The sequence below is a fragment of the Pseudoalteromonas sp. McH1-7 genome (genome assembly GCF_013366255.1).
Classification (GTDB): Bacteria; Pseudomonadota; Gammaproteobacteria; order Enterobacterales; family Alteromonadaceae; genus Pseudoalteromonas; species Pseudoalteromonas peptidolytica.
Genome location: NZ_JABWPQ010000017.1, coordinates 104,203 through 120,669, shown reverse-complemented (window position 1 = coordinate 120,669; position 16,467 = coordinate 104,203). Strand labels below are relative to the sequence as shown.

20 protein-coding genes are annotated in these 16,467 nt (G+C 45.9%); all 20 read left to right on the top strand.

What is annotated here, in order from left to right:
• Position 1: 1 nt before the first annotated feature.
• The 20 genes from HUZ36_RS13270 to HUZ36_RS13175 all read left to right on the top strand — a co-directional run bounded on the left by HUZ36_RS13270 (position 2) and on the right by HUZ36_RS13175 (position 16,466).
• The gene (locus HUZ36_RS13270; protein WP_176033109.1) at positions 2–760 is read left to right on the top strand and encodes a hypothetical protein; all 759 of its coding nucleotides are present in this window, start codon (positions 2–4) and stop codon (positions 758–760) included.
• A gap of 2 nt (positions 761–762) precedes the next feature.
• A complete protein-coding gene (locus HUZ36_RS13265) occupies positions 763–1,131 on the top strand; it encodes a hypothetical protein (protein ID WP_176033108.1) in 369 nt (122 codons plus the stop codon).
• Positions 1,132–1,139: 8 nt separating this feature from the next.
• Complete coding sequence (locus HUZ36_RS13260; protein ID WP_176033107.1) at positions 1,140–1,982, top strand: baseplate assembly protein; 843 nt, start codon at positions 1,140–1,142, stop codon at positions 1,980–1,982.
• A 1-nt stretch (position 1,983) separates the two neighbouring features.
• Positions 1,984–2,889 (top strand): phage tail protein, encoded by a 906-nt coding sequence (locus HUZ36_RS13255; RefSeq protein ID WP_176033106.1) that lies wholly within the window; start codon positions 1,984–1,986, stop codon positions 2,887–2,889.
• 26 nt (positions 2,890–2,915) lie between these two features.
• Entirely contained in the window at positions 2,916–3,398 is a 483-nt protein-coding gene (locus tag HUZ36_RS13250; protein ID WP_176033105.1) for a hypothetical protein, read from the top strand.
• Positions 3,399–3,408: 10 nt separating this feature from the next.
• A complete protein-coding gene (locus HUZ36_RS13245; RefSeq protein ID WP_176033104.1) occupies positions 3,409–5,373 on the top strand; it encodes a DUF4815 domain-containing protein in 1,965 nt (654 codons plus the stop codon).
• Positions 5,370–6,566 carry a hypothetical protein gene (locus tag HUZ36_RS13240; protein ID WP_176033103.1) on the top strand — a complete coding sequence of 399 codons (1,197 nt, stop codon included), beginning with the start codon at positions 5,370–5,372 and terminating at the stop codon, positions 6,564–6,566. Before HUZ36_RS13245 ends, HUZ36_RS13240 begins: the two co-directional genes overlap by 4 nt.
• An 8-nt stretch (positions 6,567–6,574) precedes the next feature.
• Entirely contained in the window at positions 6,575–6,796 is a 222-nt protein-coding gene (locus HUZ36_RS13235) for a hypothetical protein (RefSeq protein ID WP_128732100.1), read from the top strand.
• A gap of 19 nt (positions 6,797–6,815) precedes the next feature.
• The gene (locus HUZ36_RS13230; RefSeq protein WP_176033102.1) at positions 6,816–8,312 is read left to right on the top strand and encodes a hypothetical protein; all 1,497 of its coding nucleotides are present in this window, start codon (positions 6,816–6,818) and stop codon (positions 8,310–8,312) included.
• Positions 8,313–8,321: 9 nt separating this feature from the next.
• Positions 8,322–8,741, top strand: coding sequence for a hypothetical protein (locus HUZ36_RS13225; protein WP_176033101.1), 420 nt, complete (start codon positions 8,322–8,324; stop codon positions 8,739–8,741).
• Between the two features lie 160 nt (positions 8,742–8,901).
• Positions 8,902–9,807 (top strand): baseplate assembly protein, encoded by a 906-nt coding sequence (locus HUZ36_RS13220; protein ID WP_176033100.1) that lies wholly within the window; start codon positions 8,902–8,904, stop codon positions 9,805–9,807.
• On the top strand, positions 9,804–10,484 hold the full coding sequence (locus HUZ36_RS13215) for a phage tail protein I (RefSeq protein ID WP_176033099.1): 681 nt from the start codon (positions 9,804–9,806) through the stop codon (positions 10,482–10,484). The genes HUZ36_RS13220 and HUZ36_RS13215 overlap by 4 nt, the downstream gene beginning before the upstream one ends.
• A complete protein-coding gene (locus tag HUZ36_RS13210) occupies positions 10,435–10,980 on the top strand; it encodes a phage tail protein (protein WP_176033098.1) in 546 nt (181 codons plus the stop codon). The genes HUZ36_RS13215 and HUZ36_RS13210 overlap by 50 nt, the downstream gene beginning before the upstream one ends.
• The gene (locus HUZ36_RS13205; protein ID WP_176033097.1) at positions 10,980–11,645 is read left to right on the top strand and encodes a hypothetical protein; all 666 of its coding nucleotides are present in this window, start codon (positions 10,980–10,982) and stop codon (positions 11,643–11,645) included. The genes HUZ36_RS13210 and HUZ36_RS13205 overlap by 1 nt, the downstream gene beginning before the upstream one ends.
• Positions 11,645–12,085, top strand: a complete 441-nt coding sequence (locus tag HUZ36_RS13200; protein ID WP_128732093.1) for a hypothetical protein — start codon at positions 11,645–11,647, stop codon at positions 12,083–12,085. The genes HUZ36_RS13205 and HUZ36_RS13200 overlap by 1 nt, the downstream gene beginning before the upstream one ends.
• A complete protein-coding gene (locus tag HUZ36_RS13195; RefSeq protein WP_176033096.1) occupies positions 12,076–13,047 on the top strand; it encodes a hypothetical protein in 972 nt (323 codons plus the stop codon). Before HUZ36_RS13200 ends, HUZ36_RS13195 begins: the two co-directional genes overlap by 10 nt.
• Positions 13,048–13,049: 2 nt before the next feature.
• Positions 13,050–13,568: a hypothetical protein gene (locus HUZ36_RS13190; RefSeq protein WP_176033095.1), complete on the top strand. Its 519-nt coding sequence runs from the start codon at positions 13,050–13,052 to the stop codon at positions 13,566–13,568.
• A gap of 162 nt (positions 13,569–13,730) precedes the next feature.
• Positions 13,731–14,615, top strand: coding sequence for a baseplate assembly protein (locus tag HUZ36_RS13185; protein WP_176033094.1), 885 nt, complete (start codon positions 13,731–13,733; stop codon positions 14,613–14,615).
• Positions 14,608–15,714: a phage tail protein I gene (locus HUZ36_RS13180; protein ID WP_176033093.1), complete on the top strand. Its 1,107-nt coding sequence runs from the start codon at positions 14,608–14,610 to the stop codon at positions 15,712–15,714. The genes HUZ36_RS13185 and HUZ36_RS13180 overlap by 8 nt, the downstream gene beginning before the upstream one ends.
• Positions 15,714–16,466, top strand: coding sequence for a phage tail-collar fiber domain-containing protein (locus HUZ36_RS13175; RefSeq protein WP_176033092.1), 753 nt, complete (start codon positions 15,714–15,716; stop codon positions 16,464–16,466). The genes HUZ36_RS13180 and HUZ36_RS13175 overlap by 1 nt, the downstream gene beginning before the upstream one ends.
• Position 16,467: the final 1 nt, after the last annotated feature.

Below are 16,467 nucleotides of genomic sequence, written 5' to 3'. Positions count from 1 at the left end.
AATGGCCGACTATCAGCCAATGACATTAGAGCAGCGCATCGGCGCACTGCAAGCCGAAAACGGCAAACTAATAGACTCAAATAATGCCCTGACCCAAACCGTGGTGGGTAAAATGGGGGAGATTAACCATGCGCTGAGTGACGCGCAGCAAGATGTTAATGAAGCGATTGCTCGCGTAGAGTCCAAAACCGATCAGGCGATCCTTAATTTTGCAGATAGCCATTCGGATATAAACATCAGTTATTACGATCAAATCGCTCATTCAAAGGCTTCACTAGAAATAACACCGGATCCAGAAGATGAATCGCGCTCTGAGTGGATGTTAGTGCCAACGACGAGCAGTGGTTACCATATTTATCCAACCGTCGGTGCACTTACTAAAATTCATCTCGCTCATGGGTACTCATACGCGCCGGGGCACAGTGAAACACCACAATATGAACGTGACTGGAGCATTACTTATTTGCAGTTTGTGTTTGCAAACTCATCGGCAACAAGTGCACAAATTAATGAGCAACTAAATGCGTCAACGCTTGATTTAACCAGCTTTGGTGGCTGGTGGAATGGTTCATCAACGGGCACTATTCCGGTGTTAAAACTTGAGCACCACCACCCATATTCTCGATTGTTTGTCAGGTTTGTTAACCATACCTTTCATGCTGCTAATACTTCAAATCCACCACAAAACATCGTTGAGTTTGGCGGTAATGCAACATTTGCCGTAGACCGTGTAATTAACTATCCAAAAATTAAGGTGTAATGATGCAAGAGCAAATTCCTTCACAACAAGACCATTTAGCGACGCTCGCATATTTAGACAAGCAAGTAAAACGGGGGCAAATTGCCAGAGAAGTCGCAGACGCAGACTCTATTGTTGGTACTACATCAGACACCAGCCACCTTTTATTGGTTGAGCTTATTACATTGATTGATGGCTTGAGTAAAGCAACCACATTGGCAGAGATGCGCGCGGTGGCATCACAAGGTCAAACGCGTTTTGGCACATTGGCGAATAAAGTACTAAACCGTGAAATTCAATTTCCCTATCAAGGTAAAAACATTGAGCGTGTGTATCAAGAGATAGCAGCGCGCGCGACGGGCGTAACCACCATACTCACTTCTTCAGAATAAGGCTTTTTATGGCAAATCAAACTATTGATCTTACGACTTTGCCTGCGCCTAACATCCTCGAACCACTTGACTTTGAAAGCCTATTTCAAGCGCGTAAACAGCGCTTTATTGAGCTTGCACCTGAGTATAGCGATGCGTTAACACTAGAAAGCTCGCCGCTGGCAATATGTTTGCAAGTGGAAAGCTATCGTGAGTTATTGCTAAGACAGCGTGTTAATGAGGCCGCAGCGGCAAATTTACTGGCCACCAGCAAAGGGGCAGATCTTGAGCATCTTGGGGCATTTTATGGGGTATCGCGGTTGCCTAATGAGCAAGACGAAACACTTAGAATGCGTATTCGTAATAGCACCATCGCGTCAAGTACCGCAGGCAGCGCAGCACATTATCGTCATCAAGCCATCGAAGCAGCACCGGGGTTAATCAAGGACGTATCGGTACAAAGCCCAGGGAATGGGTTGGTGGTTGTCACGGTATTAGCAAAGTTGGACGCTGACGCCGAGCAGGTGTTAACGCAAGTTAAAAACCGCTTGTTTGATGACTCAGTAAAAATGTTAACCGATACCTTAGAGGTCAACTTGGCAGAGCCGGTGTTGGTTGAGGTGAACGCAGAGCTATACCTAAACACCCATGCCTCGGAGCTGATTGTCGATAAGTTAAAGCACACGCTACAAGACAAATGGCTGCAAGCCACGACGCTTGGTTGGGACTTAACGCCAAGCTGGCTACATGCTCAGCTTCATGGCACAGGGGTGAGACATATCGAGCTATTAACACCCACACAGTTAATTGATGTGGCCGCACACCAATATGTGATCCCAAGTGCTATCTCGCTTGTGCTAAAGCGGGGGTAATATGACCTTATTACCCCCTAATCACACCGAGCTACAGCAACGTTTACAGCAAAGTGTGACGGTGAGCGACGACATTGACCCGGGTATTTCAGCTCTTTCTGGGTTTAAGGCAGAGCCACACATTAATTTGTTAATGTGGCTCGTATGGGAATATGGCTTAGAAGCTATTTTGCCATACTCCCAAGACCTACGAGAAACCCTCAAGCAAGGTTTGGTATGGCAGCGCCTACGTGGCACTCCTAAAAGCCTAGACATGGCGCTGAACTGGCTTAATTTTGAAGATGCTGAGTTAGAGCTCACGCCTCCCGGTCGTCACTTTTATCGCTATCAACTCAACGCCGGAAAAATCCCCGGTGACAAAGCCTTTAAAGATATTCATCAGTTGCTTGGGTTATCTGCGCCCGTCAGAGCCAAGCTCTCGCGAGTCTATCATGATTATGATGTGCGAGAGCTGCGATTATCCACGGGCGCATTTGGCCAACTGTTGTCGGATGTCTCTGGAGTGGCATTTTATGATGGTGAGCAGGTCTTGTGTAAAGCCAGTTTTGGTCGGCGTCATCAGCACGGTGTCGCACCCGGACAGCTCAACGCTGCAACACAGTTGAGCCGCACCCATAGCCAGCGCAACCACTACTTTAGCGCCAAGCGTTTGAGTGCATATAAGCTTAGCGACAAAGACCCGTCACGCCTGCCTGTAAGCACAGCAAGAGTGCGGCTTTTATCATCGCATCGGGTGTGGTCAACACGCTCGTGGCAGGGTAAATGGCAACAGCGCTGGGGTGTACATGATGTCGCTGGAGGAATGCCGTGTAAAGTCAGCTTGAAACATAGCCAAGTGACTTCAGCAACAAATGCAATTCTCCAAGCGGCTGGAAGCTTTAAAGTTTCTATTATTTACCGAAGATAAAACAATTAAATTATAAGGAGTATTCCTTGGCCACTTTAACACAACAAGGCCGCAAGGCGCTTGCGCGACTTTTGAGTCAGCAAGCTATTCATTTGGCATGGGGTAAAGGCGACCCAAGCTGGGACGACACCTTGTCGCCAACCCCAACCAATACCACTCAACTCACCAGTCTTATTGGTTATCGCAAGGCAAAGCAAATTCGCTTTTGTGAACCTGATGAGCAAGGGGAGATCCAAGTGCCGAGCGGCAAGTTTAGCTTGACCGACACGCCCAGCCAGCATCTGTATTGCCAGTTTACCTATGACTTTGAAGATGGCTTAGGTGAGCATATTCGCGAGCTGGGCTTAATGCTGGGCACAACAGCAAAAGCCAACGTGCCCGCAGGCAAGTATTATCTCGCACCCGACGAAGTGGCGCAGCCCGGCGAGCTCATTTTATTAGAGCATCGCACGGCGTTATTTCGCGACCAAGGGGTACGCGAGACCTTTGAGTTTGTGATCAGTTTTTAAGAAGAAGGCAATGATAAAAGATTATTACCAACAATTTGATCCCGCCAAACAATATAGTCAGCTGTTGTTTCGGGCAAGCAAAGGCTTACAAAGCCGTGAGCTAAACGATTTACAACTACAGTCTCAGCACCATGTAAAAGGCATTGCTGATGTCTTGATGAAAGATGGCGATGTAGTAAAAGGCGGTGATGTTGTCGTCGATAACACCCAGCAGCGTGCGACCATAGGGGCATCGTCGGTGTATTTACAAGGTGCGGTACATGATGTGCCAACGGCGCAGCTTGCCATTAGGCTCGATAAATTAGAAGTTGTCGGGGTGTGGCTGGCAAAGTCTGTTGTTACTGAGCTTCACGACCCCGCGCTTAGAGATCCTGCCATTGGCGCCCACAACTTTGATGAGGCCGGTGCAGCGCGGTTAAAAATATCGGGAGTGTGGGGACTAAGCGATAGCCTTGACTACCCTGACAGTGACTTTTTCCCTGTTTATCAGATAGATCACGGCACGCTAATTGTTAAGCAGCCGCCACCACAGCTTGACTCCATCACCAGTGCCCTTGCCCGTTACGACCGCGAGTCGAACGGTGGCAGTTATGTAGTCAGCGGTTTAAATGTCAGTTATCGCCAGACAAGTGCAACCCACCAGCATTTTAATGTGCAAGAAGGTAAAGCCCATATTAATGGCTATGAAATCGCATTTAATACCGCATTACCAGTTGCACTGGCCAATGATCCGGATGTGCGTGAGGTGATCAATGAACCGAGCCGATTTATTGCTAATGACCAAGGGAAAATGCGTATCGATCTGGACTTTGCGCCGGTTCAGCGTATTGATCAAGTGACCGCTGAGGTGAAAAAGCGCACTGAACTTACCCGAGGACATGCACAGACCGGACAAAACACCGACCCATTTGATGACGACTCGGTGATTGAGATTATGGCGATTTCACAAAACGGTGTGGAATACCGCCAAGGTATCGACTTTATTTTCGTCCGTAATCACATTAGCTGGCGTGAAGGCGGAGATAAACCCGCATCAGGCACAACGTACGATGTGATTTACACATACCGCCGTGCAGTGGAGGTCAGTGCAGATGAAACTGGATTTTGGCTTGAACAGCATTTAAATGATGCAGAAGAAGTGCTGGAAAATGGGCTGATCGTGGTGGATTACCATTGGTATATGCCACGGATTGATTTATTGGTGCTAACGCCAAGTGGCAGCGTTGAGCGGATCAAAGGCGCACCTGATAGAATTAACCCGCAAGCGCCTTTGGTGCCTCATCAGCATTTGGGTCTAGCACAAGTGCATCAGCACTGGGGTAGTGCACCACCGCAAATTCAAAATATTGCAATTGAAGCCGTACAAATGACCGATTTGGCACTGATGCAGCAGCAAATATCCGATTTGTATCAGTTATTGGCTATTGAGCGGCTTCGTAACGACACTACGGCACAAACACCAGCCAGCAAATATGGGGTGTTTGTTGATCCGTTTTTAGATGATGACATGCGTGATGTGGGGCTAAGCCAAAGTGGCTCTATAGTGGATGGTGAATTGATGTTACCGATGAGCGCTGATGTCACCCAGCTGGCGCAAACACAGACCCTGTCGTTACCATTTGAACTTGAAGATGTGTTGGTACAAGAAAGCCGTACAGGGGAGATGAAAATCAACCCGTATATGGCATTTGAGCCTATTCCTGCGGACGTCACCTTAACCCCCAGTGTTGACCACTGGACACAAACTCAAACGCAATGGACAAGCCCTATTACACGCCGCTTAACTCAAGGTGGGGGGCGCGTACGCCGTGTTGTTGAACATACCACAACCGAGCGAGTGGGAGTGAGACGTCAACAAGCTGAGTTTTTGCGTTCTCGTTGGGTTGATTTTGCTATCTCAGGGTTTGACTCTGGTGAGCAACTTGACTCTTTACTGTTTGATGGGATTGAAATTATTTCAGAGGTACAAGCATGATCCAAGCAAATACGCGCGGTGAGTTAACTGGTCGATTTAAAGTACCAAATAACGTGCCCGCAGGTACTAAGTTGGTGCGCTTTATTGGTAAGCAAGGCTCCGCAGGCAGCGCCAGCTATACCGGTAGCGGCATCATAGAAGTCGAAACGCTACGCCGCGTCAACAACATTATTACTCAGCGCTTTGACCCACTTGCACAAACCTTTATTTTGGAGCAGTCACGCTTTATTGCGGGGGTTGAACTGTGGTTTACCGCCAAAGGGCCAGAAGCCGTTGAAGTGCAAATTCGTGAAGTAGTACAAGGTATTCCTACCCAAACTGTGCTGGCCAGTAGCAAGATAAATAGCGATGAGATAAAGCTAAATGATCAGCCAACGCCATTTACTTTTACGCCAACTTTTTTAAATGCAGATCAAGAATATGCTTTGGTTGTGCTCACCGATGGTGCTGAGCATAGTGTGGCGATTGCTGAGCTGGGCAAGCTTGACCAAGGGCATAACTGGGTTACGTCACAGCCTTATCAGGTTGGGGTGCTGTTGTCTTCAAGTAACGCAAGTACGTGGACGCCACACCAAGATAAAGATCTCACCTTTAGGTTAAAAGCCGCTAAGTTTACTGCGCCAAGCCTACGTGTGGAGTTAGGCTCTGTGGACGTTGAACAAGTAACCGATTTAATGCTGCTTGCAGTCGTGCAGCGCCCAAGTGCTGAAACTCAAGTTGCTTTTGAGCTTACCTATCCATCTGGTAATAAAGAAAAAGTGCTCAATGTACAAGAGTGGCAACCGAGCTCACTGGGCGAGACTATCACTGGTAAAGTGAAAGTCAGTGCTTTACTGACTGGTACGCAAACGCTAACCCCGCTGCTATTTGCAGGAACCCAATGTGTACATGGGCAGGTTGCTGACGCTGGTGACTATATCTCGCGTGAATTACCGTGCCGACTCGGTGGCGATGTAATGGTGACGTTTGAAGCCAATATTCAAAGCCACTCTGAAGTGCAGGTACTACTGCAAAAAGAAGCGCAGTGGTTAGCGCTTGAGCTTGATAGTAGCAGTGTATTAACCGACGGCTGGCAGCAGTTTACGTATCGCTTTAGCGGCGTTGATACCGCCACAACAAGAGTCAAACTGGTTTTAAAAGGCACGCCTTCACAGCGCCCAAGGGTGCGTAATTTACGTGCATTTACCTTGTAGGAGGCGCATTGGACATTAATCAATTTACGCCTTATCAGCACTATCCACTCCCTCACCCAGAAAACTTACTTGAGCAAGATGTCCAGCGTTTGATTAACGCCCTGCATGCGATTGACGGTGATATTCACCAACAACAACTTGCCAGTGCACAAGCGCAGCACGACCTCAATAAACGCTTTAACAGGCTTAGACTTAATCAAGTATTGGGTGAATCTGTACTACCAATTTAAAGGACTTTAAGAGGAAATCATGGCAACAATTCAACAAGCCGTTCAAGTAATGGTCGACAAACTTGTCGCAGATATGAATGGCACAACCCCCCTAAGCGCAGAAGAGCAAACCTTAGTCAGCAATGCAATAACCCGCCTTGCCGATAACGCCAAGCTAGAACAAGCCGTCGTTGCGGTTGCACAGGAGCACTTAGATGAGTCAACTCAACTTTTACAACAAGTGGCAACCTCAGCACTGCACAATATCGACACCGCAAAAGCAGAGCTAGGCGGTGCAACTGCGGAGTTGGTAACAAGGGCAGCAAAGCTCGCTTTATTGGATCAAATAGCGCCGCTGGCACAACAAATTAGCACTGCGGTTAACCAAGCCAATGCCGCAGCGCCAAAAACGTTGTTTGCAAACAAATTAATAGATACGCCGAGTACGTCAACCAATAACCGCCGCGCCACAGCCGTGTTAGCGATATACGATAGCAGTGGTAAGTCGTATCTAACGCGACCAAGTTACACGGCGAATAGTGCTAATGACGCCTGTCGATTAGAGCATGTTGAGGTAACAGAAACTGGCAGTGGCGTTAACAGAATCAAAACCAGTTTTGTATATAACAACGCATTTGAGCAAAACCCAACAACAAAAGTGTATCAATATGGCGCGAGCGCATTGGTGCCTTTAGGATTAAAAGACCAGCCGAATGATATCGAGTATCAAGTGGTGTTTAGTACGCAAAAATCTCAATCGACTAACGTAACCGAGTATGGTGGGATTTTTGTGTCTGAGCAGGGGTTCACATCAAGGACGTTACCTAAAAAAGACTTAAACGCGGTAGACCAATTTGGCATCGCTACCCGCACAAGCCATCAACACCACGACGTGGCCGTGTTGTATAACAACCAAAAACATTGTTTAGTCGTCATTGATGCTGGCACAAACTTGGTGGTAGAAAAATACCGTGATGGCAATCATGTAACCAATATTGCCATAGCGAATAGTGATGAATACCAGGCTTATGTCGACAGCGGTGACTTTACCACATTGGCTTTTATCGCCAATACATTAGCATGGCCAAAAGGCAGAATTAAGTATGAAATTAATGAGCACAGTATCTCGAGCTATGCGCTAGATTATTATGGATTTTTTGGCGTATTTACAGGTGAAACAAAAATGGCTGGCAATAGCTATAGCGCCCACTATGTATTTACAGCAGAGCGGAAGCTAGCACCGATAAACTATCATTTTACCAGTCATGGTGATCCTGCCAGAAACCCTGATGCTAACGGGACGGTTAACTCAGAGGGAGAGGTAGTGGTAGCGCTTGAATCTGTAAATGGTGAGGTACTAGGCACTTATCACTATAGGGTTACGACAGATAGATTAGGGCGCTATGGTGGTATTGTAGCTACGGCAATACAAGTGATGAACCCATATTCGCAGATTGGGATTATAGATGAAGTATTAGCTTATAACTCAACGAATAACCTTGTGTATGGTTTCGCCAGAACATGCCGTGCAATTTAAGGAGTGAAAATGAAAACATATTATGATAAACAACAGGGCATGTGTATTAACGGTAACTTTTGGCAGGTGCACCCAGAAACAGGTAAGCCATGGGATACAGACTCGGCAGCGGACTTTTTGGATAAGGCTAAGGCACAGACGGATAATGACGACGGGGTAGCGCAGTTAAAGCAACAAGTAATTGCACGAGTCAAGCAGCTTGCCTATCAACAATTGCAAGGGCAGCAATGGCGAGTGGAGCGGGCTAAGGAGCGTGAGCTTCAAGCGACGCTAAGTGGTAATGACGCTGAGGCGACTCAGCAACGCGACAATTTAAAAACCATTTTGGCGCAGCGAGAAGCACTGCGAGTAAAAAGCGATGAGCTAGAGTCTGAGGTACAGCGCTTGACCACTAAAGCGGAGTTACTAGCGTATGTGATTGAGTTTTAAATACTAAGCAGGTCAGGATTGACCTGTTTTACTTCCTAAAAATCAGTAAGATACACCTATGCTTGAGAAAGTTAACAAGCACAGGCTTCCAATCTCCAAGGCCCACAAGCAAGTGTTTGCTGTGGGTTTTTTTTATTTTTATATTTCACAAGAGGATGTTATGGCATCATCTAAGTTGATTGATTTATCTGCGCTTCCTCTGCCACAGTTGCTAGACAATCTAGAATATGAACATCTGGTGGAGCAGCTTAAAAGTACGCTCAGTGAGCAAAACCCGGATATTAGCGCGGTACTCAAACTTGAGTCGGAGCCACTTACACAATTGCTCAATACTTTTGCCTATCACAGCATGTTATTGCAAGGGCGGATCAACGATGCGGTTAAAGGTAATTTATTGGCAACAGCGACGAGCACGGACCTTGACCATATCGCTGTACGGTATGGGGTAAGTCGTTTGCCACAAGAGCCGGATGATAGATTTAGAAGTCGTATTCAACAGTCTTTTCATAGTTTAAATACCGCAGGAACTGCAGAAAGCTATCGCTATCATGCACTCTCTGCTGACAGTCGTGTCAAAGATGTGCATGTTGCGAGTCCTTCGCCTTGTCATGTTGTGCTGACAATTTTAAGCCATGAATCGCCTAATGGCTTACCTTCAGATGGATTGCTAAACAAGCTTAAAGCAACGTTTGGACTGAAAGCGGATACAGTTGATACCGTATCTGATGTGCTTGCATTACAAAAAGTGCGGCCAATAGGTGACAGAGTTGAAATTAAACCAGTGACAGTGAAGCCCTATACTCTTCACGCTCAAGTGCAATTAGCCCCTGGACCCGGCAAAGCACAAGTTAAGGCACAAGTACTGGCCAAGTTGAGAGATTTTTTTGCACAAACGGGTGTAATGGGCAAAGCGATAAAACGATCAGCACTGTTTGCCACTTTATATAGTAGTGGTGTGGAAGATGTTGTACTCGCTGCACCGAGTGAGAATGTCACAGTAGAAGGTCATGAGATCCCTTGGTGTGAAAATGACATCGCAGGTGTGATATTTGAAGGTGACGTGTGAGTGAGAGTCAACTTTTGCACCGCGGTGCTGAGCTACTTGAGCAAATACAAGCCGCTCAATCCCCAATTTTTGAAGTACTGAATGACGCGGCAAGCTGCCTCGAGGCATTATGGCAACCAGATACTTGTCCAATTGAATTACTACCTTGGTTGGCGTGGAGTCAAAGTGTTACGCAGTGGAATGAACAGTGGCCAGAGCCTATAAAACGCCAGATCATTGCGCAAAGCTATGAGCAACATAAACACCTTGGGACGCGTTTTGCCATTATTAACGCATTAGCGCCTTTTGGCTATGACACCCGTATCACAGAATGGTTTGAGCAAGTACCGAAAGGCCCAGCAGGAACTATCGCGATAGATGTTGCGGTATCTGATAGAGGGCTTGATGAGTCGTTATATCAGCAGATCTTTCAAACTATTTCCGCGAATAAGCGCCATAGTATTCAGTTTGATTTATCGCTCAGTTTATTATCCACAGCAAAAATTCAGCTAGCGTCAGCCACGCTATTTGGTTCTTCTGTCACGGTGTACCCTTATTATGCAAGCGAAATTGTAAGCGATGCCCAAGTACGTCTTGTCGCAGCCAGTCAGTCTTGCAGTTATACCCATATTTACCCTCGGAGTAGTTATGCCCCAACCACTATACTGGACCATGCTGACACCAGCGGGTCGCGCTAAAATAGCCAATGCCATTGGCACAGGCGTTAAAATCAACTTAGTCAAATTTGCTGTGGGCGATGGCAATATTTTACCTGATTCAGAACATCTCACGAGTGAGCGATTTAGAGGACTGATCAATAGCTCCAAAACGTTAGATAACAATCCCGCGATGCTTGAGGTTATCGGTATTGTGCCTGCTACAGAGGGGGGGTTCTATGTTCGTGAAGCGGCTTTTTACACCGAAGACGACCAAGCATTTGCCATTGTTAAATACCCTGAAACGTATAAGCCAAATATTGAAGATAATGCCAGTGCCGAGCTTGGCATAAAAGCGGTAATTGACGTGGTGCAGTCAGAGATGGTTAATTTAAAAGTTGATCCCTCTATGGTGTATGCCACACAAAACTATGTAAATAGTGAAATTAATAAATTTGTTGGCTTGCTATCGCTTGATGGTGGCGCGTTTTCCGATTCATACCCTAATGTTCCCTCGTTAGACGGAGGCAGTATTTAATGTCGAACAAAATTCAATTTAGGCGCGGGCCTGCAGCAAACCGCACCAATGTTACGCCGAGTAATGGTGAACCAATATGGTTGACCGACAGCAAAAAATTATTTATTGGTGATGGCACTACCCCAGGCGGCGTAGATATTTTTACCACTCTTGGCAGTGCCATTCATCGTGATGCAGGCAGTGGTGCCAACCATGTTCTGTTGCTAGACAGTGCCGGTAAAATTCCTGAAAATGTGCTTCCGAGTCTTGCCATCGGTGAGCCATTTGAGGTCGCTAGCCAATCTGCTATGTTGGCGCTGCATGCGCAGCCCGGCGACTTGGCAATTCGTACTGACGAGAACAAGTCTTATATTCTTAAGTCGACACCAGCAAATGTCTTGGCAAACTGGGTGCTGCTACGCACACCAACAGATAATGTATTGTCTGTAAATGGTAAAACAGGCGCTGTAACGGTTAACAAAGCAGATGTTGGCCTAAGCCAAGTTGATAATTTATCGAAATCGCAGCTGTTTACCTCGCCGATGTTCACCGGTACGCCAAAATCCCCCACACGAGCACGCTCAGATAATAGCACCAATATTGCCACCACCGCGTGGGTGCGAGACTGGGTTAATTCATTAGGTCTTGCGGTTGAAGGCGGTGATATTGACGGGGGGGTATTTTAATGGGGCGACGGATCCAATTTAGAAGAGGCCCAGAAGCAACACGATTACAGACTGTACTTGGTAACGGCGAACCGGGGTTTTCAACAGATACAAAGCAGCTTTATGTCGGTGATGGCGAAACACTGGGCGGCGTACCAGTGTTGATGTCTAAGTTTATTGAGGTAGCCGCTCCAAGTGTTGCCGCTTGTGGTGCTCGTCATTTATTTCAAGCGGTAACTACACTGCAATTACCGGATGAAGCACAAAATGGTACAACCTTAAGCGTCATGTTAAGTCCCCATGCCGGGGCGACTCAAGAGTTACCGGCTCGGGTATTGGCACCTGTGTCTAAAACGATTTCAGACGATGAAGGAAATGCAGATACTGAATATCACATGACAATATCAGGGATTGAAAGAACATTTATTTTTATTGATGGAGGATGGCAGATATGGCGTTAACTGATTGGGGTAATACTTCAGATTTGAATCAGGGAGGGTTTAAAGATGGTGTATTTCAAGGTAGTCAATCGCAACTGTTACCATGGCCTGAGAGAACCAGACCAGACTTTGCCCCTAGCTTATTTTTAGGGGGAGGGTTGATAAAACCTAACCCCTACGACGAAGCGAAAGGTTATATTGAAACGTCGTATGACAAAATTAATTACTATAACTCAGATGGAACTATAAAATGGACCGTTTCACGGTATGATGTTTATAACGGGGGATCAACTTTCTCTTTCCAAAGAGATAGCAGGGCTCATATTATTCACATAATAAATGGAGTGCCGCATCTTTTCGGATATGGTTATTGTAGCCAGGGGCAATGCTTTTTCTCTATCAACTTAGAAAGTGTAGAGATCACAAAAGGCCCGTGGCTTGATTATATTCATGTCCGTTTTGATATATCTGAAGATGGGCAGTTGTTTTCTATTTGTAAAGACACAAGGGGCGTTCATAAATGTTTTATTATCGATGGTATGATATTAACAGGAGAAGTTGAAGAGTACGGTTATATTGGTAACTTGAGATTTAGGGGATCTTCTAATGTTGATCAGTTTATGACACTCACAGGTATTTCGCTTTTTAGAGGGAGTTTGATATTGTGCGGTGCTGATGGTGTTGATACTTATAATAGCAAAACAAACAACAGGAACTTGTTTTTTGGTATTAACGCGAATTGTGACTTTTATCGGTCAAGTAATAAAACTCTAATTAAAACAGAACATAGTCACACCATCAATGCTTTCCATAGTATTGTGCAAGTATCTAAAGATTTGTTTATGAGTAGTAGAGATATTCCTTTCTATTATAAATATATATATCAAACCAATACACTGTTTTTTACCCGAAAACAGTTAGAAGACTGGGCGTCAGATGTGATTTACTCAGCTCATGATATTAGAATACCTAAGCAGGCATAATAATGAGAATTCTACTTAAAATTAACTCAGGATTAATTGCCCCTCAATTGCCAGATGAACTGACGTTATTTAAAGAGCAAGAGGTGGTGTTAATGGAGGAAGAACTGTATTTTTTTGCTAAATATGTTGGTGAAAAGTCTCTTGCCAGTGACTACGATGTCGCTGACTTTATTACGCAAAGAAGCGAAACCAATCGCTTAAAAAAAGTGGTTATTGAAAATGTCTCCAATCAACTTGATGGTTACACAAACAACAGCAATGAATTTACCGTTCCACAACAATCAAACGATGTAATAGCCACAGGGCAATTGGCAATAGACGACTGTAAATTTAAAGTACCATTTAAGCGTATTGACACTGGCCGCATTCAATTAATGCCTGCACAAGTAAAAGATGGTCACTTTTCCATACCGCTTAGATTTGAAACAAACGGTATTTGGATAGTGGATCAAGCGTTGATTAACGCTGATTTGCCACAGCCGGTGTTTGAACTAGAAGAGTATCGTTTCTCAGTGCTCTAAAAGCTGCGTATTTTCTAAAGCGGTCATAATTGACCTGTTTTACTTCCTAAAAACCAGTAAGATACACCTATGCTTGAGAAAGTTAACAAGCAAATAAGCTTCCAACCTCCAAGGCCCACAAGCAAGTTATTGCGGTGGGTTTTTTTATAAAAGGAGTTGACCATGGCATTTGAGCAATTGGACTTATCGCAGTTGCCTGTCCCAAAAGTAATCAAGGAGTTAGACTTTGAGCAGCGCTTAACAGCATTAAAGCAAGCGTTAGTCTCGGAAGATGAGGCATTACACCCTGTGCTTGAACTTGAGAGTGAACCACTCACTAAATTGCTTGAACTTATGGCGTATCGTGAGCTAGAGCAGCAGAGCATGCTAAACGACGCGGTGAATGCCAATTTACTTGCCAGTGCGTCAGGTAGTGATTTAGATGCAATCGCTGCAAGGTTTAATGTTGCAAGGCTTGGGAATGAGGATGATGAGCGTTTAAGAGCGAGAACGCAATTAGCGTTTGATGGACTCAATACCGCAGGGAGCGCGGCCTCTTATCGCTTTCATGCATTGTCGGTGAGTAATGAGATTTGCGATGTGCAAGTTCATAGTCCGAGGCCATGTGAAATAGAACTAACCGCCTTGAGTCGAATAGGGAAAGGTACGCTAAGCGCGGAGCTGCTAAGTAAATTACACGACGCCTTTACTCCTGAATCGTCAACTCAGCCTGAAGTCTCTAAAGTGAGACCGCTTGGCGATAGAGTCACAATCAAGCAGCCACAGATATTGTCGTTTAACATTGCAGCGGAACTTGAAATTTTACCTGGCCCGTCGCCTGAGGTGATTGTAGACAGTGCCTCAGCCGCGCTCGACGCTTACTTAACAGAAAGGCGACAGTTTGGTCGACAGATCACGCGAGCGGGCATTAGCAACGCTTTGTTTTTGTCCGGTGTCGAGAACATCAGGTTGGAGTCGCCAAGTGAAGACATTATACCTCTCAATATTGAGGTGGCGTATTGTGATCAAATGGATTTGCGGGTAAAGGTGAGGGGGCAGGATGACTAAGCTTTTACCTAATAATGCGTCAACGCTTGAGCAGTGGTTAGCAGCGCTGCAAGCCAAGCCTCGAACTATTCGAGCGGGGTTATTAGCGGCCTTAAAAATTGATCAGCGCAGCGATGATGAACTCGTTGAAATTGCGTGTTACCTCTCGCTGAGAGAGGTCAGTTGCCTTGATGTACGCAGCGCACTTAAACGCTTATCAAGTAATAAGCTACTGCCAATTATTTATTCTCAAGTGTTTTTCCCAAGAGATGCACTTGAGCGCCTAGCCACAAGTATTGGATTAAGTGGGCTCTCCCTAAAGGATGATGAAGCACGAACTCAATTGCGTGATGCCTGTGTACTGAACGATACACGGCTGCTCTTAACGAGTCTTTGGCAACCCGAACTTTGCCCTGAGGCTTTATTGCCATTTTTGGCGTGGAACTACTCTGTGGATGAGTGGGATGAAAGCTGGTCTTTGCAGGTGAAACGCCAAGTGGTGGCTGACGCATTTACAGTACATCAGTATAAAGGCACACCGTTTGCGCTGCAAAAGGCGCTAGACAGTTTAAACATTGAAACTGAAATCAAAGAGTGGTGGGAAACCCACCAGACCCCGGGAACGGTACAGATCTGGGCGCTCATTAATCAAAATTTGGACGACCGACAACAGGGACTGTTGACCCCCCAAATGCTTAAACGCATTCGCCGTGTGGTAAATGCAGTCAAGCGCGGCGCTATCCATGTTGATTTACAGCTTGGGATTTCGCTTAAAGAGCAAATAGGAATTTCCGCACTTGGTAATACGCCATTGGGACTGAGCAATACCAACGTATTGGGCTTGGGAGTTAAGCCCGCTCAAGGTGTAGCGGGATTGGCGGCATGTGGTCATTGTAATCAGTATGGCTATCAAGCATTACAGGTTGCTGGTGGTGGTATTTTACCTGATGAAAGCAAGGCAAGAGTAGCGGTTGCGGCTGGCGCTTTACAGTTGAATGCGCATGAACATGATTGCCAGGGAAAAGGAATAAAGCCTGATCAAATGACGCAAGGAGTCGCGCTGGGCAGTGCTATGCAACGACTTCATTATCAACATTATCAATTACAAGGAGCGACGTAATGTCAGCACTAACGCTTCAATTTACCCACGCTGGACTGGATGCGCTCTTAAGTGCCCAGGCGCGTGGTTTTAAAGGGCAAATTAGTCACATGGCATTTGGTGACGCGGCGTACACGCCATCGCAAAATCAAACCGAGCTGCGCAGCCTAAAAGAGCGCGTTGCGATTGCCGACAGCGATTATCAAGATGGTGAAAGCACAAGCCTTAAAATTGCAGGCAAGTTTGACGCACCACTTGAATATGCCATCAGAGAAATCGGTGTGTATTTAGATAGCGGTGAAGTGGATGCAAGTGGTGAGCCGGAGCTTATTTTGCTTGGGGTTTATTCAAAAGCCAACACCACCTTAGGCTATCGTACACCTGACGTTAAAGTGTTGCAGTGGCTGACACTCAGCCTTGCTCAGTTACCCAGTGAAAGTATCGAAGTTAAATTGGGTGTCGATAACTTAAACCTTATCGTCGACAAAGAGCTGGCTGAGATGACGCTCACCCAGCTCGATACCATGCACCGGCAAATTAAGCAGGAACTACGTTTGCAGCAACAAGCTTGTGAGCTGAGTGAGCTTAGGCAATTACTCTCAAATGAAATTACACGTTTAGATACAACACACACGACGCGACTAGACGATAGGGTTGAAGCTATTCATGGTGTATTTAACGGTGAGCTCGCCAATGTAACTCGGGTGCAACTAGATACGATGAACCGCCAAACCAATCAAGAAATCAGATTAACCACTCTTGAGCATCAATAAG